Source organism: Exiguobacterium sp. s146, assembly GCF_018618415.1.
Lineage (GTDB): Bacteria > Bacillota > Bacilli > Exiguobacteriales > Exiguobacteriaceae > Exiguobacterium.
In genome coordinates this window covers 130,573-151,852 of the sequence record NZ_JACSMA010000002.1, presented here as the reverse complement: position 1 = coordinate 151,852, position 21,280 = coordinate 130,573, and the positions used below count along the sequence as shown (strand labels likewise).

General features: G+C 52.5%; 24 protein-coding genes and 1 pseudogene. 23 read left to right on the top strand and 2 right to left on the bottom strand.

Annotation, left to right across the window (positions count from 1 at the left end; translation table 11 throughout):
* Positions 1-22: 22 nt before the first annotated feature.
* The gene (locus KNP83_RS07380; RefSeq protein WP_353048528.1) at positions 23-1,555 is read right to left on the bottom strand and encodes an FAD-dependent monooxygenase; all 1,533 of its coding nucleotides are present in this window, start codon (positions 1,553-1,555) and stop codon (positions 23-25) included.
* Between the two features lie 107 nt (positions 1,556-1,662).
* Here KNP83_RS07380 and KNP83_RS07375 point away from each other — a divergent pair, with 107 nt between their 5' ends.
* The 13 genes and pseudogenes from KNP83_RS07375 to KNP83_RS07315 all read left to right on the top strand — a co-directional run bounded on the left by KNP83_RS07375 (position 1,663) and on the right by KNP83_RS07315 (position 13,237).
* Positions 1,663-2,289, top strand: a complete 627-nt coding sequence (locus tag KNP83_RS07375) for an NUDIX hydrolase (protein ID WP_214761940.1) — start codon at positions 1,663-1,665, stop codon at positions 2,287-2,289.
* Positions 2,290-2,336: 47 nt separating this feature from the next.
* Entirely contained in the window at positions 2,337-2,531 is a 195-nt protein-coding gene (locus tag KNP83_RS07370; RefSeq protein ID WP_251139276.1) for a DUF2187 family protein, read from the top strand.
* Positions 2,532-2,548: 17 nt separating this feature from the next.
* A complete protein-coding gene (locus KNP83_RS07365; protein ID WP_214761938.1) occupies positions 2,549-3,739 on the top strand; it encodes a DUF2157 domain-containing protein in 1,191 nt (396 codons plus the stop codon).
* Positions 3,736-4,200, top strand: coding sequence for a GDYXXLXY domain-containing protein (locus tag KNP83_RS07360; protein WP_214761937.1), 465 nt, complete (start codon positions 3,736-3,738; stop codon positions 4,198-4,200). The genes KNP83_RS07365 and KNP83_RS07360 overlap by 4 nt, the downstream gene beginning before the upstream one ends.
* Positions 4,201-4,426: 226 nt before the next feature.
* A complete protein-coding gene (locus KNP83_RS07355) occupies positions 4,427-5,167 on the top strand; it encodes a 3D domain-containing protein (RefSeq protein WP_214761936.1) in 741 nt (246 codons plus the stop codon).
* A gap of 171 nt (positions 5,168-5,338) precedes the next feature.
* Positions 5,339-6,055, top strand: a pseudogene (locus KNP83_RS07350) (ABC transporter ATP-binding protein); the annotation flags it as partial.
* Positions 6,056-6,065: 10 nt separating this feature from the next.
* Positions 6,066-7,571 (top strand): ABC transporter permease/substrate-binding protein, encoded by a 1,506-nt coding sequence (locus KNP83_RS07345; RefSeq protein WP_214761934.1) that lies wholly within the window; start codon positions 6,066-6,068, stop codon positions 7,569-7,571.
* Positions 7,568-8,446, top strand: a complete 879-nt coding sequence (locus KNP83_RS07340) for a diacylglycerol/lipid kinase family protein (RefSeq protein ID WP_214761933.1) — start codon at positions 7,568-7,570, stop codon at positions 8,444-8,446. Before KNP83_RS07345 ends, KNP83_RS07340 begins: the two co-directional genes overlap by 4 nt.
* Before the next feature lie 132 nt (positions 8,447-8,578).
* On the top strand, positions 8,579-9,931 hold the full coding sequence (locus KNP83_RS07335; RefSeq protein ID WP_214761932.1) for a sodium-dependent transporter: 1,353 nt from the start codon (positions 8,579-8,581) through the stop codon (positions 9,929-9,931).
* Between the two features lie 191 nt (positions 9,932-10,122).
* Positions 10,123-10,839 carry a 5-bromo-4-chloroindolyl phosphate hydrolysis family protein gene (locus tag KNP83_RS07330; protein ID WP_214761931.1) on the top strand — a complete coding sequence of 239 codons (717 nt, stop codon included), beginning with the start codon at positions 10,123-10,125 and terminating at the stop codon, positions 10,837-10,839.
* Positions 10,823-12,052, top strand: coding sequence for a toxic anion resistance protein (locus tag KNP83_RS07325; RefSeq protein WP_214761930.1), 1,230 nt, complete (start codon positions 10,823-10,825; stop codon positions 12,050-12,052). The genes KNP83_RS07330 and KNP83_RS07325 overlap by 17 nt, the downstream gene beginning before the upstream one ends.
* 52 nt (positions 12,053-12,104) lie before the next feature.
* A complete protein-coding gene (locus tag KNP83_RS07320) occupies positions 12,105-12,680 on the top strand; it encodes a deoxycytidylate deaminase (RefSeq protein WP_214761929.1) in 576 nt (191 codons plus the stop codon).
* Between the two features lie 200 nt (positions 12,681-12,880).
* A complete protein-coding gene (locus KNP83_RS07315; protein WP_214761928.1) occupies positions 12,881-13,237 on the top strand; it encodes a hypothetical protein in 357 nt (118 codons plus the stop codon).
* Between the two features lie 162 nt (positions 13,238-13,399).
* On the opposite strand, the gene hisJ is transcribed toward KNP83_RS07315, so the two are convergent.
* A complete protein-coding gene (gene hisJ, locus KNP83_RS07310; RefSeq protein WP_214761927.1) occupies positions 13,400-14,212 on the bottom strand; it encodes a histidinol-phosphatase HisJ in 813 nt (270 codons plus the stop codon).
* A gap of 109 nt (positions 14,213-14,321) precedes the next feature.
* Here hisJ and KNP83_RS07305 point away from each other — a divergent pair, with 109 nt between their 5' ends.
* From KNP83_RS07305 to hisE, 10 genes are read left to right on the top strand one after another with little or no spacing between them, the layout of a single operon-like run.
* Positions 14,322-15,245 carry an ATP phosphoribosyltransferase regulatory subunit gene (locus KNP83_RS07305; protein WP_214761926.1) on the top strand — a complete coding sequence of 308 codons (924 nt, stop codon included), beginning with the start codon at positions 14,322-14,324 and terminating at the stop codon, positions 15,243-15,245.
* A complete protein-coding gene (hisG, locus tag KNP83_RS07300) occupies positions 15,242-15,850 on the top strand; it encodes an ATP phosphoribosyltransferase (protein WP_214761925.1) in 609 nt (202 codons plus the stop codon). Before KNP83_RS07305 ends, hisG begins: the two co-directional genes overlap by 4 nt.
* Entirely contained in the window at positions 15,847-17,064 is a 1,218-nt protein-coding gene (gene hisD / locus KNP83_RS07295; RefSeq protein WP_214761924.1) for a histidinol dehydrogenase, read from the top strand. The genes hisG and hisD overlap by 4 nt, the downstream gene beginning before the upstream one ends.
* Positions 17,061-18,074 carry a pyridoxal phosphate-dependent aminotransferase gene (locus tag KNP83_RS07290; protein ID WP_214761923.1) on the top strand — a complete coding sequence of 338 codons (1,014 nt, stop codon included), beginning with the start codon at positions 17,061-17,063 and terminating at the stop codon, positions 18,072-18,074. Before hisD ends, KNP83_RS07290 begins: the two co-directional genes overlap by 4 nt.
* On the top strand, positions 18,061-18,648 hold the full coding sequence (gene hisB, locus KNP83_RS07285) for an imidazoleglycerol-phosphate dehydratase HisB (protein WP_214761922.1): 588 nt from the start codon (positions 18,061-18,063) through the stop codon (positions 18,646-18,648). The genes KNP83_RS07290 and hisB overlap by 14 nt, the downstream gene beginning before the upstream one ends.
* Positions 18,645-19,232, top strand: coding sequence for an imidazole glycerol phosphate synthase subunit HisH (gene hisH, locus KNP83_RS07280; protein WP_214761921.1), 588 nt, complete (start codon positions 18,645-18,647; stop codon positions 19,230-19,232). The genes hisB and hisH overlap by 4 nt, the downstream gene beginning before the upstream one ends.
* Complete coding sequence (hisA, locus tag KNP83_RS07275; RefSeq protein WP_214761920.1) at positions 19,210-19,923, top strand: 1-(5-phosphoribosyl)-5-[(5-phosphoribosylamino)methylideneamino]imidazole-4-carboxamide isomerase; 714 nt, start codon at positions 19,210-19,212, stop codon at positions 19,921-19,923. Before hisH ends, hisA begins: the two co-directional genes overlap by 23 nt.
* The gene (gene hisF / locus KNP83_RS07270) at positions 19,916-20,683 is read left to right on the top strand and encodes an imidazole glycerol phosphate synthase subunit HisF (RefSeq protein ID WP_214761919.1); all 768 of its coding nucleotides are present in this window, start codon (positions 19,916-19,918) and stop codon (positions 20,681-20,683) included. Before hisA ends, hisF begins: the two co-directional genes overlap by 8 nt.
* Entirely contained in the window at positions 20,632-20,964 is a 333-nt protein-coding gene (gene hisI, locus KNP83_RS07265; protein ID WP_214761918.1) for a phosphoribosyl-AMP cyclohydrolase, read from the top strand. Before hisF ends, hisI begins: the two co-directional genes overlap by 52 nt.
* A complete protein-coding gene (hisE, locus tag KNP83_RS07260) occupies positions 20,961-21,269 on the top strand; it encodes a phosphoribosyl-ATP diphosphatase (protein ID WP_214719725.1) in 309 nt (102 codons plus the stop codon). Before hisI ends, hisE begins: the two co-directional genes overlap by 4 nt.
* The last annotated feature ends 11 nt before the right edge of the window (positions 21,270-21,280 follow it).

Genomic DNA, 21,280 nt, shown 5'->3' with positions numbered 1-21,280 from the left:
CTCAATCCGAGTGGAGCTTTTGTCATGACGATGGCAGCCAAGCTGCCATCGTCGCTTGAAGCGCTTCCGGGCGGAGGTGCCGCTGTTTGTGGAGCAGATAACCGTCCGGGCGGATGACGAGGACCCCGCGTTTCATGAACAACGATTTTGCGAGCTCGTTGCCTTGATCGAAGAACGGACGGCTCGTCTTCGAAAGCGTGATGATTTGGAAAAACGATTGATGGTCGTTCAAATATTCATAGAGGGCGCTCGCGTCTCGTTTGTCATCATCGAGCACGAGCACTTGGAACCGTCCGTCGGCGACTTCTGAAATCTTGGTGCGAAGACCATCGTCTGTCCGGATAATCTCAATCTCGGGGAAGATTTTACCCTCGGTGACGCGTAAGAACGGGACCCGGGAATGTCCGGGGTATGACAAGTGTAGTTGGGCGATCCGTTCCGTGATTTTTTGATTGATGAGATTGACGCGTGTGAAAACGTCGGCACCGAGCGCCTGAAACGGCAACAGGACCGGGAGCGTCGTCTGTAGCACTTCGGTCGCCACGTTCGTCGTCTGCAGCACGTTGCGCGCCACATGCTCCCGCTCATCGCGATACGAAGCGACGACGCGGAACGGGGCACCTGCCTTCAAATGAAGCCAAAGCTTCCAGCCGAGATTGAACGAGTCGGCGATGCCGGTATTCATCCCCTGTCCGCCGACGGGCGAATTGATATGGGCGGCGTCCCCCATGAGGATGACGCGATTGTGAATGAACGAGTCGACCATGCGGTTATGGACCCGAAATAACGAGAACCATTCGACCTCATCGATTTCGACATCCATATGGCTGCGCTGTTCAATCAACTGACGCAGCTCCGCCTCACTGAACGATTCATCGCTCGCGAGATTGCCCGTGATGCGTATCGTGTCATCCGTGAGCGGGAAGACTTCCAAAACCCCGCGGTCCGAGAAGAAGATATGCACTTCTTCACGCGAAATGTTCCATTTGGCTTTCATGTCGGCAAGCACCCACGATTCCTTGAACGATTTTCCGCTGAACGGCAAAGCGAGCATGCGTCGAATCGAGCTGTTCGCCCCATCGGCTGCCACCACATACTTGGCCTCGATCGTCCGGTTCGAATCCGACTCCAGATGCGCGAGCACGCGAGACGGGTAATGCGTCAGCGACACGAGCGATTCTCCGCGTTGCACGTAATGCCCATGCTCGTTTAACGCTGCCTCGAGAATCGCCTCGGTCTCGTTTTGACGGAGCAACGTCACGAACGGATAGGGCGTGACGAGACGAGAGAACTCGAGCTTGGCCGTCCATTGCCCTGAGAAGTATAAATTTCCTTTCTCGATGGTCCGCGCCCGACCGAGCACTTCTTTGGCGACATCGAGACGAGAAAAGACTTCAATCGTTCGTGGTTGAATCCCGATGGCGCGGGAGTTGTTCGACGGTGTCGTCTTGCGATCGATGATTTCAAATGAGATTCCATATCTGGCCAACGTCAGCGCGAGCGTGAGTCCGGTCGGGCCCGCCCCGACAATCAATACATCAACTTGTTTGTCCACCACATCTACCATCTCCTATCATTAATAATGATATTTCCGACATTTGATGCGTTTAAACGAGGAGACAACGGTGGAAGTGTAGAAACAAAGAGAATGAGGTGGAGAGAATGAAACAATCGTGGATCACGGAACAACAATTACGTGACAGTTTCTCGATGGAGGAGAACTATGAACAGACGGCCGCCGTGTTAATTCCCCTGGCCGAGGTCGATGGGGCGTGGCATGTCATCTTTGAAGTAAGGGCCCATACGATGCGGCGTCAACCTGGAGAAATCTCCTTTCCGGGCGGCCGTCTCGACCCGGGCGAGACTCCGGTCGAGGCGGCAGTTCGCGAGACGAGCGAGGAGCTGCTGCTCGCGATGGATGAGATTGAAGTGATCGGCCGCCTGCAACCGCTCGCGACGCCACACCGGCAACTGATTTATCCGTTCGTCGGGGTGATTCCAACAATTCCTGACGTTCGTCATACCGATGAAGTCGACCATTTGTTCTCCATCCCGGTCGAGACGCTGCTGTTGCTCGACCCGTTCCACGGCGAGATGGAGTGGACGATGAATCCGGATCAAAATATTCCGTTTGACCGGATGGCGAATGCTAAAGCGTACGAAAAACGGGTAATTAAAATGAGAGAACCTTTTTATGAACATGAAGACTACATTATTTGGGGATTGACTGGAAAAATTTTGACACAATTTATTAAACGACTTAAAGAAAACGTATTCAAACCGATATAATTTCGTTATAATGATAGAAACAAATTTAAGATTGGAAGTGAATGGGTATGTCTGTAGAATTCGTTGTGGGTGATATCGTCAAGTCTACTCGTGAAGGTTGGGTCGCAGAAGTGACTGCCGTATTGACCAATACGGTCATCGGGGACGTTTCCATCATGGAAGAATTTCAACAGCTTGGTCTCGAATTTGAGAAGCAAGTTTTACTGAAGAAAGATTTGGAATTAATTGAACGCGCCAGCTGACCTTTTAATCGAAAGGGATGATTCAGGTGTCCATTGACAAAAAAGTTCGTGAATGGGAAGAGGCCGGCCTGCTTGATGACGTGACCGGTCAGCGCTTGATCGAGTATGAACATAAGAAGTTGGCGGTCGGTGACAAACGTGAGCACAAACCGCCTATTCTTGTGATTATCGGCTCGATTTTGCTCGCACTTAGTCTATTCAGTTTTGTCGCGGCCAATTGGCAAGCGATTCCTGACCTTGTGAAAGTCGCCATTTTCCTCATATTTATGGTCGGGATGTATGTGGCCGCCGAGCGTCTGCAAGTGAAGGCGTCACGCTACGTCACGTTGTTCCGTCTGTTGGGCGTCGCCTTTTTCGTCGCCACGATGATTGTCATCTTCTCGACTTATAATCTTTCCTCGCAAATTCCGTTCTTATTCTGGCTCTTCCTAGCCGTCGCCGTCATGCACAAATTGATTTTCAAACATCCGATTTTCACGTTCTTGGCCGCACTCGCTGCCTTTTTGGCCATCACGAATAGTTTTCAAGGCATCGGCATCACGCTGATCGCATTCGGCTTGATCGTGACGTGGGTCTGGTTTCATTATGGGGACAATGAGCTCGACCGGATTTTCGCCTGGTTCGCTTTCTACGGCTTGTTGATCACGATTGGTCAGTACGTCGACTATGAGGGCCGCTTTTGGCCGTTATGGGCACTCGCCGCGCTACATGTCTTATTTCTCGTTTATCGGGAGTGGGCCCAATGGAACTATCTATACCTCTTCGTCGCAGCCATCCTCTCAATCGGCTATTTGATTAATGCGACGGAAGGCTGGTTGTCGCAACGAACACCGTCGGTCATCGAGGCGACGCTTCTCTCGGTCGTACTCGTCGCGGTCTACTTGTTGCACCGCCGTCCAGATTTGGTGTGGGTCAGCCTGCTCGCCGTCATCCCGTTTTCATTATTTGAGGATTCAGGCATCTTGCTGGCTATCCTGCTTGAAGTGGTTGCGCTCGCTTATCTCGTCTATCAAGACCATAACCGTAAACCAATCGTGCTCGCCTTCATCTATTTCTTGCTCGTTCAAATGACGATTTACTTTATCTATGTTTGGGACAAACTCGATATTTCACTCTTCTTCCTCATCGGAGCATTGATCGTCTTCGCATTGTCGCTCGCCTTGTGGTGGCGCAGCCGTAGTCGTACGAGAGGGGATGCTCAGACATGAAACGATTGACACCTTGGTTAGTACCGATTGTGCAAGTGTTGATTGCCGTCGGGTTTATCGTGCTCGTTTACGCGGTCTCGTGGTTTGGGGAGACCTATACGTTCAAAGCGACCTCTTACGAACCGTACGACCCGTTCTTTGGTGACTTTGTCTATTTGGAATATGATTCGTTCGAAGGCAGACAAGATGTCGAATCAGGTACGGTATACGTGTCGTTTAAAACCGGTGACGACGGATATGCTACCATCGACCGGGTCAGTTCACGTCCGTTCTTCGGTGGTACCCGGGCCAACTACTACGATCGCCAAGTGTATATTGATGACATGAGTTCGTATCGGGTCGCCGAGGAAGAGACGTCAGCAATCGAAGGGGCGAAGACGTTCGAAGTAGACGTTGATGTTGCACCTTGGGGCATGGTAAGACCCCATGATTTGCGCTCGACCGAAGCTGAAACAGAATGACAATCAGATTACAGATTTGTTACACGTCACGTTGTAACGAATCTGTAATTTTTTATGAAAACGCTTGGTAGAGCTATGTTTATTGTAAATGTTACAGATTGTAACCGGTATTGAGTCGATATGTCAGAAATATTTCACTTCATCATAATCCCTTCTCGGGGTCGGACGGGCATGTTAAGTTTACTTCTGTTCGTTAGATGACGAGAAAGGTGCTGACCGATTGATTATGCATTCCTTAAAATATATGATGATTATCTTATTAATGGCTGTTGGAACGTTCGCGTTCGCCGCGACGGCCGATGCGGCCCAAATTGGGATTGGGACGGAACAAAAAATTGTCCAAAACCCACTTGAATTGGAACGAAAGGCGATTGAGCAAGAACGCCAACAAAAGATTGCGCGAGAGAAACGACTGGCCGAGCAGAAGCGGATCGCGGAAGAAAAACGTGTCGCGGAAGCGAAACGGATTGCAGAAGAAAAACGAGTAGCTGCAGAGAAAGCCGAGCGTGAGCAAGCGGAGCGTGAAGCAAAAGCGGAACGGTTGGCCGAAGAAAAACGCGTCGCCGCCGAGCAGGCACGACAAGACGAAGCGAAACGTCAAGCTGCGACGGAGAAAAAACAGTCGACGGCGACTGCGACTCCGGTGTCAACGGCTGGCCGCTCCATTCAAGCCGAATCGACGGCGTACACGAACGATGCAGCCGACAACGGCTCTTACGGGGGCCGCGTCTTGACGGCGACCGGACATGATGTCACGGATTCGATATACTATAACGGCATGCGTATCATCGCCGTCGATCCAGCCGTCATCCCACTCGGAACGGTCGTTCACATCGAAGGTGTCGGTCAAGCGATTGCGCTCGATACCGGCGGACGCATCAAAGGCAATATCGTCGACTTGCTCGTCGATACGAAAGGTGAGGCTATCAACTGGGGTCGTCGCCACATCACGATTACACTTCCATAACAGCAGGTTCTCCTTCAGGAGGACCTTTTTTTGTGTCTTCTTTCATGATTCTACCTCTAGGCGGTGGTCAAATGGAGCAGATCAGCACGTCCGATTGTTTAACTATCGTCGGAAACGGGCAAACTAATATTTGACTTTCATGATAAAGTTACGAGCCGAGGAGGGGTAGAGTTGATAGAATTTCAAAATGTATCCAAGCGCTACGAAGACGGGACGTTAGCCGTCAAAGACTTGGATTTGACAGTCCGTAAAGGAGAAATATTTGTCTTAATCGGACCATCGGGGTGCGGCAAGACGACAACGATGAAGATGGTGAATCGACTGATTGACCATACAGATGGAAAAATCCTCATCGACGGAAAAGAGATTTATCAATTCGATATATACGAGTTGCGACGCAACATCGGCTATGTGCTTCAACAAATTGCCTTATTCCCTCATTTAACGGTTGAGGAAAATATTTCTGTCGTTCCCGAATTATTGAAATGGCCGAAACAGAAGACGAAGGACCGCGTGACCGAGCTCATGAAGATTGCCGGATTAGATCCGGTCTTACGTGCAAAAAAACCGACGGAACTATCCGGCGGACAGCAACAACGTGTCGGCGTGCTACGAGCACTCGCAGCCGACCCAGAAGTCATTTTGATGGATGAACCGTTCTCTGCCCTCGACCCGATTAGCCGAGGTCAACTTCAAGACGATATCAAACGCTTGAACGATGAGCTCGGGAAGACGATTCTGTTCGTAACCCATGACATGCAAGAAGCGATGAAACTGGGAGACCGTATCGCCTTGATGCGAGACGGTGAATTGGTCGTCATCGGTACTCCGGATGAAATCAGAGCGAGTACGGATCCATTCGTCCTCGACTTTACACAACGCGGAAGAGGTGAGCTAGATGCTTGAGACATTTCAAAACCGACGAGGCGAACTCGTCGAGGCACTGATTGAGCACTTGCAGCTCTCCGTCGTCTCACTCTTGATTGCCGTCTTGATTGCAGTTCCGCTCGGGATTTGGTTGACGCGCCGTAAGAAAGTGGCCGAGACCGCGATTGGCGTTACCGCTATTATTCAAACGATTCCTTCTTTGGCACTGCTCGGATTGATGATTCCGCTCGTCGGAATCGGTGCCTTACCGGCGACAATCGCCCTCGTGTTATATGCGTTGCTCCCGATTTTGCGAAACACATTCACCGGGCTGAACGAAGTCGATAAATCGCTGATCGAAGCGGCTCGTGCTTGTGGGATGAAACCGAACCAAAGTTTGATGAAAGTCGAACTCCCGCTCGCACTACCGGTCATCATGGCCGGGATTCGGACGGCGATGGTGTTGATCGTCGGAACGGCGACGCTCGCCGCCCTCGTCGGAGCAGGTGGGCTCGGGACATTAATCCTTCTCGGGATCAACCGTAACGACAACTATTTGATTCTCCTCGGGGCAATCCCGGCTGCCATCCTTGCCTTATTGTTCGATTTCTTGCTTCGTCAAATGGAGGGAGCGACGGCAACGCGCAACAAGACGAAATTGATTGCCGTCTCGACCGTATTGGCGCTCATCATCGCGGCCCCGCTCGCGTTCGGCCGGACACAACAGACCGATCTCGTCATCGCAGGGAAACTCGGCCCGGAGCCGGAAATCTTAATGAACATGTATAAACTGTTGATTGAAGATCAAACCGATTTGTCCGTCTCGGTCCGCCCGAACTTCGGAGAGACGACGTTCGTCTGGGGCGCGTTGCAGTCCGGTGATGTCGATATCTATCCTGAGTTCACGGGAACAGTGCTCGCGAGTCTCGTGAAAGAGACACCGAATTCGAACGATGCCCGTGAAGTGTATGAGCAGGCACGGGATGCACTCGCTGATGACGGCTATGCGTTGCTGGAACCGATGCAGTTCAATAACACTTACGCCATCGCGATTCCACGTGACTATGCCGAGCAAGAGGGCATCACCGCCATCTCGGATTTGCGAAACGTGCAGTCGGATATCAAAGCCGGATTCACGCTCGAGTTCACGGACCGTGAAGATGGTTATCCGGGACTTCAGCAAGCGTACGGCCTCGATTTCCCGTCAGTCGTCTCGATGGAGCAAAAGTTGCGCTATCGTGCCATCGCCCGCGGGGACGTCAACCTCGTCGATGCGTATGCGACCGACCCGGATATCGCGGAGAACGAATTGCTCGTCCTTGAGGACGACCAACAGTTCTTCCCGCCTTACCAAGGCGCTCCGTTAGTGAAGCAGGAGACGCTCGACGAACACCCGGAAATCGAGGACGCCCTCAATCAATTGGGCGGAAAAATCACAGACGAAGAGATGTCTGAATTGAACCGTCGTGTCGCATACGGCAACGAACGAGCGTATGACGTCGCGAAAGACTTCTTGGAGCAAGCAGGTCTATTATGAGAGCTTTAATTATCTCCAACCCGGCTTCTGGCGGGAACGAGACGATGCTCGGTGAGGTCGTCGGGACGATTGAATCGTTATACGATGAGATTTTGATTCGGAAGACGATGGCGCAAGGCGACGCCGGCCGGTTCGCTGAAGAGAGCGGGGCTTACGAGCACTTGATTGTCATCGGCGGGGACGGGACGCTTCATGAGGTTGTCAATGGCTTGATGAGACTGCCCCGTGATGAACGGCCGACAATTGGTCTGATTCCGGCCGGTACGTGCAACGACTTCGCCCGTGCCCTCGCGCTACCGGTCGAACCAATCGAGGCGGCACGCTTGTTCAAGATGAGCTATGCGCAAGCGGTCGATGTGATGCGCGTCAACGAGCGCTACGGACTCAACTTCATCGGCGTCGGTCTGATTGCGGACGCGTCGAGACAAATCGACCCACTTCAAAAAGAATCACTCGGATCGATTGGTTACTTCTTGGCCACCATCCGCCAGTTTCGTGAACTCGATCCGTTCGACGTTCGCATCGAACACGGCGGGAAGGTCGTCCACGATGGACCGGTCAGCTTCTTGTATGTCGGGAACGGGGCTTACCTCGGGACGGTTCCGACGAAACTCCCGACCCAGTCATTCACGGACGGGCTCGTCGAGGTCGTCCACAGTTCGGCCATCGGCTTCCCAATGATTCGTCAGCTGTTGACCCAACAGCTCGGGCTTGAACAGTCGTCGCCGGAATGGGTGCATCTACAGATGTCTCAACTGACCGTCCATTTAAATGAATCACAAATCATCGATGTCGATGGAGAACACTTTAAGGCGCAACGGTTGGATATCGATGTCTTGCCGAGTGAGTTATCCTTTCTCGTCCCATCCCACTAAAAATCAATAAACGTTACTAGCAGAGAAAAGAATTCAGACTTTTCTCTGTTTTTAGTTGTTCTCGTTTCTGAACCGTGTTAGTATTTCACTATTATTATGAAAAAGATATGAAAACAGGAAGTAGGGATGGTAATGGCGCAAAATTCGTTCGCCTCAAAAATTGGATTCATCTTAGCGGCGGCAGGGTCTGCGATTGGTCTCGGTGCAATCTGGAAATTTCCGTATGTTACCGGCACAAGTGGAGGCGGCGCCTTTTTGCTCATGTTTTTAGCGTTCACGCTCTTACTCGGATTACCGTTGTTGATTGGTGAATTCATCGTCGGACGCTCGACACAAAAAACGGCACTGCTCGCTTTCAAAAAGTTAGGCCATGGCCGTTGGACACTCGTCGGTTACCTAGGCGTCATCGCATGTTTCTTATTGCTCTCATTCTACAGTGTCATCGGTGGCTGGGTTTTGATTTATGTCGGGCTCGGACTGAGCGGGACGTTGAACGGACGCTCGCCTGACGAGTTCGGAGCCGTGTTCGGAGATGTCGTCTCGTCACCAGGCATCGCCATGTTCGGACAGTTCTTGTTCTTATTGATTACGCTCTTGATCGTCTTAAAAGGCGTCGAGGCTGGCATCGAGCGCATGAGTAAGATTTTAATGCCACTCTTGTTCGTCAGTTTCATCGTACTCGTCATCCGTTCGTTGACGCTTGACGGGGCGATGGAAGGGGTTCGCTTCTTCTTGCAACCTGACTTCTCAGCTTTGACTGGTGAATCGGTCTTGTTCGCCCTCGGTCAAGCGTTCTTCTCGCTGTCGCTCGGGGTCGCGGCCATGTTGACGTACGCGTCGTACATTCAGACGAAAGGGACGCTCAATCGTTCAGCGAACATGATCGTTCTCTTGAATATCGCGGTCTCGCTACTCGCGGGCCTCGCGATTTTCCCGGCCGTCTTCGCTTCGGGTCTTGACCCGGCAGAAGGACCGGCGCTTCTCTTCGTCGTCTTGCCGGCCGTCTTCAACCAAGTACCGCTCGGCGGATTCTTCATGGTGTTGTTCTTCCTCTTGTTCACGTTCGCCTCAATCACATCGTCGATTGCGATGCTCGAAGTCGTCGTCGCGGGTGTGACGGACAAGCTGAATGAGAAAAAACAGACGATGTCGAAACGCAACGTTACCCTCTTGTCAGCGGCCATCATCTTCGCGGTCGGGATTCCATCGGCGCTCTCGTTCGGAATCATGAGCGAGATGCAGTTCTTGAACGGTCGCACGTTCTTCGATTCGATGGATTACATCGTCAGCTATGTCTTGATGCCGGTCGGGGCGCTCTTGACGTCAATTTTCGTCGGACATGTCGTCGATCAGCGCATCTTGAAAGACGAGATTCAAACGTCAGACCTTGGTGTGAAGTTGTACCCGGTCTGGCACTTCCTGATCCGTTACGTCATCCCGGTGACGGTCGCCATCGTCATGGTGTCGACGTGGGTCACATTATAATGTGAGTAACCTCCTGATTCGACGAATCAGGAGGTTTTTTGTACTTCTTTACTCAGTACTTTTCGTTCTTGCGACCGAGAGAGCGTGCGGGAACGTTATGCTAAGCTTATAAAGATGACGAAACTTTTTTTGAAGGGTCACGTAAGGTACAATAGAAGTATATAGAAGTATCATGAGACGAGGTGAAACGGATGAAAACATGGATGAAATGGGCCCTGACCGGGGCGATCCTATATTTTGCCATAAGCGTTTTTGATTTCTCTTGGTTGTTTATCATCGTCGGGGCGCTCGTATTGAACGAAGTGTGGTCGAACAATAAGCGCCGTAAGCGGGCACCGGCGCCCGTCGCCAAGCGGGCCAAAAAGAAACTGTTGCTCGATGAGGATGAACCGTTCGTCGGATCACGCATCTTGAAACCGCTCGAAGAAGCGGCGCCGGTACGTCAATTCGAAGTGACAGATGATTTAGAACTTCAATTTTTACAGCGGACGATTGAACAAGGCTATGAGAAGTTACAACAGATTGACCGCGTCTTGCCTGAGATTAAAGACATCGAGGTACGGCGTGAGATGAAGGCGGTCTCGAATGAAGCACACGAACTATTCGCTGAGCTGTTCGAGAACCCTCAAGACGCCAAACATGTCCGTGACTTGTTCACATTCTATTTGGACTCGCTCGTATCGGTCGTCTTGAAATTCAAAGAGCTAGAAGGAAAACGCGTTGTCATTCAAGAAGAGACACGTGAACAGTTGATGACCAATATGCGTCTCATCGTCGACAAGTTTAAACAGCAGCGCAGCCGTCTCCTCGAAGACGACGCGGTCGATTTTGAACGAGAGTTGATTATGATGGAGCGAGTATTGGCCGATCAACCAGAAGGGAGAAAAAAACATGACTTCATCGAATGAAACGAACTGGCAGTCATGGCCAGAAGAAGAACTGACTTCCCAAACGAAAACGAAGACAGAGACCGATTCGATTTCGGACCCGTCCGTGGACTGGTCATCAATGACCGAGAAACAGGAGGTGCCGGCCATTCAAGTGAATGCCGACGTCCCACAAGCGCACCGGGAACGGATCACGCGCATCGCCGAGTCGATCGATATTAAAAAGACCGATTCCGTCATGCTGTTCGGTTCGAACGTCCAACGTGAACTGTCGCAATTCTCGGATCAAATCTTGACCGAGGTCCGGATGAAAGATGGCGGAGATGCCGGGAAGCTCTTGTCCGACTTGATGCAGAACGTGCGCAAGATGGACCCGGACATGTTGCAACCGGAGAAGAAGAGCTTCATGGACAACTTGCCGCTCATCGGCCGGGCCAAGAAGAAAGCCGAGAACTACAAGTTACAGTTCGAAAAGATGAGCGTCTATTTAGAAGAGGTCATCCATAATCTAGATCGGGCCAAATTCGGCTTGATGAAGGATATCACGATGCTCGATCAAATGTATGACAAGAATAAACGCTACTTCGAAGAGCTCAACGTCTATATCGCCGCCGGCGAGACGAAACTTGATCACGTACGGAGCTATGAGATTGCCCCGCTCCGTCAAGAAGTCGAGATGTCGAAAGACCAGGTCAAACTGCAACAGTTGAACGATATGATTCAACTTGCGGACCGGTTCGAGAAGAAGTTGCATGATTTGAAACTAAGCCGGACGATCAGCCTGCAGATGGCACCGCAAATTCGGGTCATCCAGCAGAACAACCAGATTCTAGCCGAGAAAATCGAGTCGGCGGTCGTCAATACGATTCCACTTTGGAAGAACCAAGTCGTGCTCGCGCTCAGTTTGACGCGACAAAAGACGGCGCTCCGGATGCAACAAGACGTCACGAAGACGACGAACACGTTGCTCGAGCAGAACTCGAAGATGTTGAAAGACTCGTCCATCGAGATCGCAACGGAGAACGAGAAAGGCATCGTCTCGGTCGAGTCGCTCAAAGTGGCGCACGAGAACTTGCTCTCGACGCTCGATGAGACGCTCCGGATTCAGCAAGAGGGACGTCAGAAGCGTCGTGAGGCGGAACGTGAACTCGATCGGATGGAGCACGAGTTGAAAGAAAAAGTCATCGAGATTGCCTCAAAAAACAAAGAGTTGCCAAAAGAGACTGGATATTGAACAAGGAAAGTCTGAGCATTCAGACTTTCCTTTTCTTCGAGGAGGATGAACAATGGATAAACAGCACCTATGGGACGAGACGTGGTTACAATTTGCCAATATGATGGCGATACGTCACTCGAAATGTGCCTCGAAAAGTGTCGCTTGCGTCATCGTCAAAGATGAGAAGCCGATTTCGATTGGACTGAACGGTACGCCGCCCGGGCACACGAACTGCAATGAAATCTTTGTAAAGCGAGACGACGGGTTCTATAAGCGCGCCGAATACGTAGAGGCGAACGCGGTCGACTTGCTCGAGACCCCGGCCACGTTCATCCAGGACGGTGTGACCTTTATCAAGTGCTCGGACCCGTACGATCATCATAATTGGTCGAAGCAGCATGAGATTCATGCCGAAATCAATGCAATCGGAAAACTCGCCGCCGACTCGACGAACGCGTTCGGAGCGACGGCTTATGTGACCCATTCGCCGTGCCACGCCTGCTCGCTCGCCTTGATCGCTTCCCGCGTCGCCCGTGTTGTCTATGCGGTTGGATACGAACATGGAGACGGCCTCGATTTGATGCGCGAGAGCGGGATAGACGTGGTACATATGCCGCTTGAAAAAAGTTTTAAAAACACATTGTAAACGTTTACATTCGGTGTTATATTATTAATGTACTGCCAATGGTGTTTTACTCTTCCATTATTTGTCTCTCTTCGGAGGGACCTTTTTTTGTGTTCACATTTAGGTGAGACAAAGTTTCCACATAATGTTCAATATTTCACAAACTTTTCGGGTGTTTCTTACTTATAATGAAAGTAGATTAACGAGAGGGGAAATGTTACATGGAAAAACAAGTTCGTTTCACTGATGGTGCCTATGATGTGGAAGCGTTAATCACACTCGAAGAGGTGTGGGAAGATAAATTTGCGATTGGGACGCATAAGGAGTTGGCGGTCAAGGCTCTGAAGATTAATGGGTACGATATCTCAGAAATGAAACACGTCCGCGCACTACTCCGTTACTACCCAACGCTCGGAGTATCGGGTATCTTACTCGCGCTCGACGATGCGGCAGCCGAGATCGTTCGGATGTCGGGCGACAAGGACCCAGCGCTTCAATTCGTTGAACTCGTCGCGTTACAGATGGATGAGGCAGCTACAGAAGAACTAAAAGGATTATACGCCGAAATGGCTGTCTAAATAACAAAGGATGACAATTCCGTCATCCTTTTTTCATTTTCAGGTTGCATTGCCGAATCAGTATGGTATGATTGTCAATAGATGAAGAAATGGAACGCCATATCGTTATCGACAACCAAAAATGGGGATCTAGATAGCTAGATCGCTGTGAAAAAGCCACGTTCATAGGAACGTGGCTTTTTTTTGTATGTCATTGAATCCAGCGGCGACATCAGCGGCGATATGGGCGTCCGATCCGAGCACGAGCGGGATGCCGTAGGACATTGCTTTCGGCGCGATATCGAGCGCATAAATTTGACCACATTCCGGTTTCCGTAACCCGGCCGTGTTCACATCGAGTCCGAATCCGCGGTTCGCGATTGTTTGGAGCAAACGGGTTTGTTCAGGGAGAACGTTCTTTCGCTCCCAGTCATAATTTGCTTGATATTTGATTGGCAAATCGATATGTCCGATGCGATTTACTTTTAAGCGCTCCCATGGAAAAGCGAGTCCGGCCTCAAGCGCCGTGTAGTAACGTCGCATTACCTCTTCGAACGACCCGACGCGACGTACAAGCGTGTCAAATGTCTCGGCCGAGAAGTCGACAGGCAGGAGCTCACCGTCGACGAGGAGAAAGTGTTGAGACAAGATGGTTTCATCTAATACGTCCGAATATGGCTCGAGGAAGGCCAACGTCTCGGACTCACTACCCGGTAAATAGTCGATCTCTAGGCCAAGTCGGATATCGAGATCGGGATATGACCGCTTCAGCGTTTGAATTGCTTCAATATAAAGCGGTAACGATTCGACCGACATGGCCGAGTCTTTGTCGGGCGTCGGGTCGAGGAACCGGGCTGGAAATGGGGCATGTTCGGTGAACGTGAGCGTCTTGATGCCACGGGCTAACGCCTGCTCGACGTACATATGGAGCGGATCTGTCGAGCCATGTGGGCAAAATGGGGTGTGAAGGTGACCATCACGGGTAAAGTCAATCATCATGCGACATTCCTTTCGAGTTCGCCGGTTGACAGCACCGGCTTGGTTTGATAAATTTAACACACTACTTTAGTTTGGTAAAGTGATAATAAGATAAAGGGTGATATCGATGATTTGGTTCAATACAAAAGGATCCATCCCGGAAGGATGGCACGAATTGCAAGGGGAGGACATCCTGCGTCCGAAGCAGTGGATGTTATCATTTCTAGAGCGAGCCGAAGCAAACGGCTACAGCGTAATTGAACCGCCACTCGTAGAATATTATTCGCACTATCAAGACTTGGCCCTATTCGATGAATCGGCCTATTATCGTCTGTTCGGGAACGACGGAGAGTTGCTCGTCATGCGTCCGGACTATACATTACAAATCGCACGGAAACTTGCGGACGGTCATGAGCCGATGCGTGTTGCGTATGCCGGCGCCGTCTATCGACGTACCCCGAAGCACTCGGGCCAGCCGCATGAACGTCAACAGCTCGGTCTTGAATGGATTGACGGAGATGCTCCTGATATGGAGTTGATCGCCTCGTTTCTCAAGATGACCGAGCGTGTCTTGCCACAAGACAGACTCCGGATTCAAGTCGGATCGGCTGCCTTGGTCGCCGCTGTGGCGGACGAGGCCGGTATCCCGGAGCGGACGCTACGTCAATATTTGGCGCTCCGCAACTTAGAATCGCTTCGGGAACTTGCCGATACGTATCAATACCCGTTAATCGCGAAATTACCGTTCTTGATTGGCGATTCGGCACTGGATGAGTTACATGAAGTCGCGGAGCCGAGCTTGACGTCTGCCATAGACGAAGTCGAGCGGGCGGTCGAACATCTACGATCGATCGGTTTGAACGTATCGTACGACTTTGGACAGACCGGTGACTTTGATTACTATTCAGGATTGACGGTGACCGGTAGCATCGACGGACGACGTGTGCTGTCGGGTGGTCGCTATGATTCATTATACGGACATTTCGGCCAATCGCGACGGGCGTTCGGACTGTCCCTTGATTTAGAACAGTTAGGTGAGGTGATTTTATGAAGGTGGCCATCGCAAAAGGACGTATTGAAAAGGCAGCCCGAGAATATTTCGAACAAGTCGGACTCACGGTCTGGCCGGAGAAGCGCGGCCGTGAACTGACGGTCGAAGTCGACGGGCATGAGTTCATCTTCGTCAAAGGGGATGACGTCTATAAGTACGTCATGCACGGCGCGGCAGATGTCGGTGTCGTCGGCGGCGACATCTTGCGCGAGAAGACCCCTGGCGTGCTGGAAGTCGTCGACTTGCCGTTCGGCCGTTGCCGTATGGCAGTTTGTGGACCGAAAGAACGGAAGAACGGGACGAAGAAATTGAAAGTCGCGAGCAAATATCCGAATATCGCCATCTCTCACTTCGCCTCGAAGCGACAGAACGTCGAAGTGATCGCGTTGAACGGTTCGGTCGAACTTGCACCGTTGACCGGACTCGCCGATTGCATCGTCGATATCGTCGAGACAGGGGCGACCCTGCGCGCGAACGACCTTGAAGAATACGAGACGATTTTCACGATAAACGCTAAATTCATCACGAGTGAGGCGGCACTCGCCAACAATCCGGATGAGTTGAAGGCATGGATTCGTCGTTTGAGCAAGGAGGAAGCGAAATGAGTACGGAAACGAACCGGACCCGGCGGGAAAGTTGGGCGGAAGCGGTCAAACCGATTCTCGAGGCCGTGGAGTCGAACGGGGACGAGGCGCTCCTCGCGTTCACGAAGAAATTTGACGGTGTCGACAAAATCGAGACGGTCGATTTGACGACTTTCACCCCCCCTGAGGCATACGCTGAACTGACCGAGGCGCTGACACTCGCGGCCGAACGGATTCGCACGTTCCACGAGCGCCAACGACGCCAAGACGACGTATATGAAGACGAGATGTTCCGGCTTGGACGCCGTTTCATGCCGCTCGACTCGGTCGGCGTGTACGTGCCGGGCGGGACGGCCGTCTATCCGTCGAGTGTGTTGATGAACATCATTCCGGCGAAAGTGGCTGGCGTGAAACGTGTCGTCATGGTGACGCCGCCGAAACAAGACGGCATCGACTTATCGTTATTGATTGCGGCAAAAATCGCCGGGGCGGATGAATGCTATCTCGTCGGCGGGGCGCAAGCCGTGGCCGCCTTGGCGTTCGGCACCGAGACAATCCAAGCCGTCGATAAAATCGTCGGTCCTGGGAACGCTTATGTCGCGACGGCAAAATCACTCGTGTCCCACATCGTCGGCATCGATTCGGTCGCTGGACCGTCCGAAGTGCTCATCATCGCCGATGAGACGGCCAACCCGAGATGGATTGCCGCCGATTTGCTAGCCCAAGCCGAGCACGATGTCGAAGCGACGGCACTTGCGCTCGTTCCGACAGACGAATTGGCTGAAGCAATTCGACAAGAACTGGACCGACAGTTGGGCGAACTGCCGCGCCGTGAAATCGCGACGGAGGCGATAAAGCGCGGAGGTGTCCTCGTGAAGACGAAGGATGAGGCGATTCGTCATGCGAACGAGATGGCGGCCGAACACGTCCAACTCGCCGTCGCCGACCCGGAAGACTACATGCAAGCCATCCGCCACGGCGGATCGTTCTTCCTCGGTCACGAAGCGGCGGAGGCGTTTGGGGATTACATCGCTGGACCGAACCACGTCCTGCCGACGAGCGGAACGGCCCGCTTCTCGAGCGGACTGTCGGTCGATGATTTTTACCGACGCCAGACGTTCCTGCAAATGACAGAGCTCGATGAACGCATCACACGTGCCGCGATTCGAATCGCGAAACAAGAACAACTTGACGGCCACGCCCGGGCGATGGCGGTCCGATTGGAGGACGTATGAGACTGAACTATGAATCGATTCCACGCTACGTCCCGCATGCGGTCAAAGGGCACGCGTTGAATCAAAATGAGAGCCAGTATGCGTTCCCAGAGCGCTTGAAGACGGCAATACGAGAGCTGCCGCTCGACTTGAGCCATTATCCGGTCGACGAGTTGACGGCACTGAAACAAAGCTATGCGGCGTATGCCGGTGTGAGCCCACAACAACTCATGGTCGGCAGTGGCAGCGATGAATTGCTCGCGATTCTCTGTCAAGCCATCCTCGATACCGAGGACGTCGTCGCCGCACCGATTCCCGACTTTTCGATGTATGGCATTTACACGCACATCGCCCGCGGCAACTTCGTGCAACCGGATGCGAACGGACTGTCGTACGAGGCGATCATGCAGACGATTGAAGCAGAACATCCAAAACTCGTGCTCATCTCGAACCCGAACAATCCGACCGGCAAGATGTGGTCGCTCGATGAGCTCGAGACGATTGCACGTCGAGTTCCGTACCTTGTCGTCGATGAGGCGTATATTGATTTCACGATGGAAGATTCGTTTAAATCCCGTCTCGCAGATCATGCGAACGTGATCATTCTCCGGACGCTATCGAAAGCGTTCGGACTCGCGAATCTGCGTATCGGCTTCATGATTGCCGACGAGCGCTTAATTGAGAAGATTGACCGATTCCGCTCGCCGTTCAATGTGAGCGGGTTGAGTGCAGCCGTGGCGACAGTCGTCTTGAACGACCCCGATTATATCGATGAGTCGATCAACTTCCATCAAACCCAGCGACAAAAGCTCGAGACGTTGCTCGCGCCAATCGGTAATGTCTTACCGAGCCGTGCCAACTTCCTATACGTCGAGACACCGGACAGCGAAGCCTGGGCCGCCCGCTTCATTGAAAAAGACGTGCACGTTCGCGCGTTTGCAGACGGCCTTCGTGTCAGTGCGGGTACGGATGAGGCGTACCGCTTGCTTCAACTAACGATAGAAGAGGTGACTTCACTTGAGAACAGCTGAGACGAAACGAGAGACGAAAGAAACGAAGATTGAACTTAAACTCGACTTGAACGGGACGGGACAAAGTGACGTCAAGACAGGCGTCGGCTTCTTTGACCATATGTTGACCCTGTTCGCATTCCATAGCCAAATCGATTTGACGGCCCATGTCGAAGGGGATACGTGGGTCGACGCCCACCACACGGTCGAAGACGTCGGGATTGCCCTCGGTCAGATGATCAATCAAGCGCTCGGCGACAAAATCGGGATCCGTCGCTACGGCACGAGTTATTTGCCGATGGACGAGACGCTCGCGCGAGCCGTCGTCGACGTGTCGGGTCGACCGTTCCTCGTCTACCGGGCCGATATCAAAAACCCGAAACTCGGGGATTTTGATACGGAGCTCGCCGAAGAGTTTTTCCGGGCCGTTGCGATGAACGCCCGCTTAACGCTTCATCTCGAAGTGCTCTACGGGTCGAACTCCCACCATATGATTGAGGGACTGTTCAAAGCGTTCGGCCGCGCTCTCGCTGAAGCGATCGGGCAAGACGGGTCGAATCGACTGCCATCGACGAAAGGACTGATTGAAGGATGAGAGTCGCGGTTATCGATTACGGGATGGGCAACGTGTTCAACGTCGAACGGGCGCTCCAAGCCATCGGCTGTTACGTCACCATCACGAACGATCCCTTAGAGATCGAGGCGGCGGACGCCATCTTGCTTCCTGGTGTCGGGGCGTTCCCGCAGGCGATGCAATCACTGAGCGAGACGGGACTCATCCCGTTGTTGAAACGTTCGACACAGGAGAAGCCGTTCCTCGGCATTTGCCTCGGCATGCAACTCTTATTCGAGTCGAGCACGGAAGGGATCCCGACAGAAGGGCTCGGTTTGATTGAAGGACGCGTCGAACGGATGCGGGCCAAACGGCTGCCGCACGTCGGATGGAACTCGATTTTGCGAGATGAGGACGTCTATTTCGTTCACTCGTATCACGTCGTGACCGACCCGGTCCATGTCATCGCCTCTGCCGATTATATGGGGGAAGAAGTGCCGGCCATCGTGCAGAAAGGGCTCGTCACGGGAATGCAGTTCCACCCGGAGAAGAGCGGCGCGTTTGGACTCAGTTTATTGAAAGAATGGAAGGAGGCGGTCGAACGTGAGATTACTACCGGCCATTGATTTGATTGACGGAAAAATCGTCCGCTTGACGGAAGGCGATTTTAATACAGAAGAACAGTACGGAGACCCGTATGAGAAATTGAAGGAGTGGCAAGGACGTGTCCCGATGCTCCACTTGATTGACCTCGAAGGGGCGAAGGCTGGTGAACCGAGACATCTTGACGTGGTCCGGTTTGCCAAAACATGCGGTTTCTTCGTTCAGACGGGCGGGGGCATCCGTTCCGAAGAAGCGCTCGACGCGGTCATGGCGACCGGCGCGGACCGGGTCTTGCTCGGGACGAAAGCGTTCATGGACCCGGAATTCTTGGACCGGGCGCTCGCGAAGTACGGTGATCGTGTCGCCGTCGCCCTCGATGCTTATGATGGGATTGTCGCCGTCAACGGCTGGCAAGAAACGACCGATTTGAAAGATATCGATGCCGCGAAAGGGCTTGTCGATCGAGGCGTCAAGACGATTCTCTATACGGACATTGGATCGGACGGGAAATTGAACGGACCGAACCTTGAACGGATGAAGGCGCTCCGTGAAGCCGTATCGGTCACGTTAATCGCCTCGGGCGGTGTGACGACCGAGGCTGACGTCGAAGCACTGCAAGCGGCCGGCATCGATGAGGCGGTCGTCGGCAAGGCACTGTTATCCGGCCAAGTCAGCCTTGATGACTTGATCGAGTGGGAGGCGCGCCATGCTTAAACGTCGCATTATCCCTTGTCTGGATGTAAAAGACGGCCGTGTCGTCAAAGGAATTGAATTCGTGGCACTCCGTGATATCGGCGATCCGGTCGAGATTGCCAAATATTATGATGCCTCTGGTGCCGATGAACTCGTCTTTCTCGATATTACAGCGAGCACGGAGCGTCGTCAGACGATGCTCGACGTCGTCAGTGCCGTCGCCCGCAAAGTGTTCATTCCGCTCACGGTCGGCGGCGGCATCCGGTCGCTCGAAGACATCTCTTCTCTTTTAAAAGCCGGAGCCGATAAAGTGTCGCTCAATACGCTCGCCGTCGAATCACCTGATTTGATTAAACGGGCCGCCGAGCGATTCGGGTCACAATGCATCGTCATCGCCATCGACGTCAAATTTGAGGACGGGGAATACATCGTCTACACGTATGGTGGAAAGAATCGGACCGAATTACGGGCCGTCGACTGGGCAAAACAAGTGACCGAGCTCGGAGCAGGCGAGCTACTCGTCACGTCGATGAACCAGGACGGGAAGCAGAACGGGTATGATTTAACGATTCTCGAGCTGCTCCGCGAGGCCGTCGACATCCCGATTATCGCCTCAGGTGGTGCCGGGAACGCGAATCATGTCGTGGACGCGCTTGAGAAAGTCGATGCGGCGCTACTCGCCTCGATTTTGCACGACCGGAAAACGACAGTGGAAGAGGTGAAACACGTATGCAGCGAGCACAACTTGCCGATGCGGTTCGTTACGACGCAAACGGATTGATTCCAGCCATCATCGTGTCGACCGAGGACGACGCCGTCCTCATGTTAGGCTACATGAACGATGAGGCGATTCAGAAGACGCTCGAGACGAATACGGTCACGTTCTGGTCACGTTCGAAAAGGCGACTCTGGATGAAAGGCGAGTCGAGCGGAAATACGCTCGATCTCGAAAGCATCCACGTCGATTGTGACCAAGACGCGCTCTTGGTCCGTGTCCATGCGAACGGGCCGACGTGCCATACCGGAAATCGAAGCTGCTTTTTCACGGAGGTGGAAGGATGATTCACGAATTAGAGAAGTTGATTCAAGAACGTCAGGCGTCACCGAAAGAAGGGTCGTATACGTCTTATCTATTCGACCAAGGTGTCGACAAGATTGCCAAAAAATTTGGGGAAGAGTCGTTCGAGGTCGTCATCGCGGCATTGAACGATGAAGATTTGGTCGAAGAGTCGGCCGATCTCTTGTATCATTTGCTCGTCTTGCTCGCCGCCAAAGGCGTATCGTTACAAGACGTCGAGACGCTCCTCGCCAAACGGCATGGGACGACGACCCCGGCGAAACCACGCCGTGACGTCACCGACTGGTAACATCAAAAGGA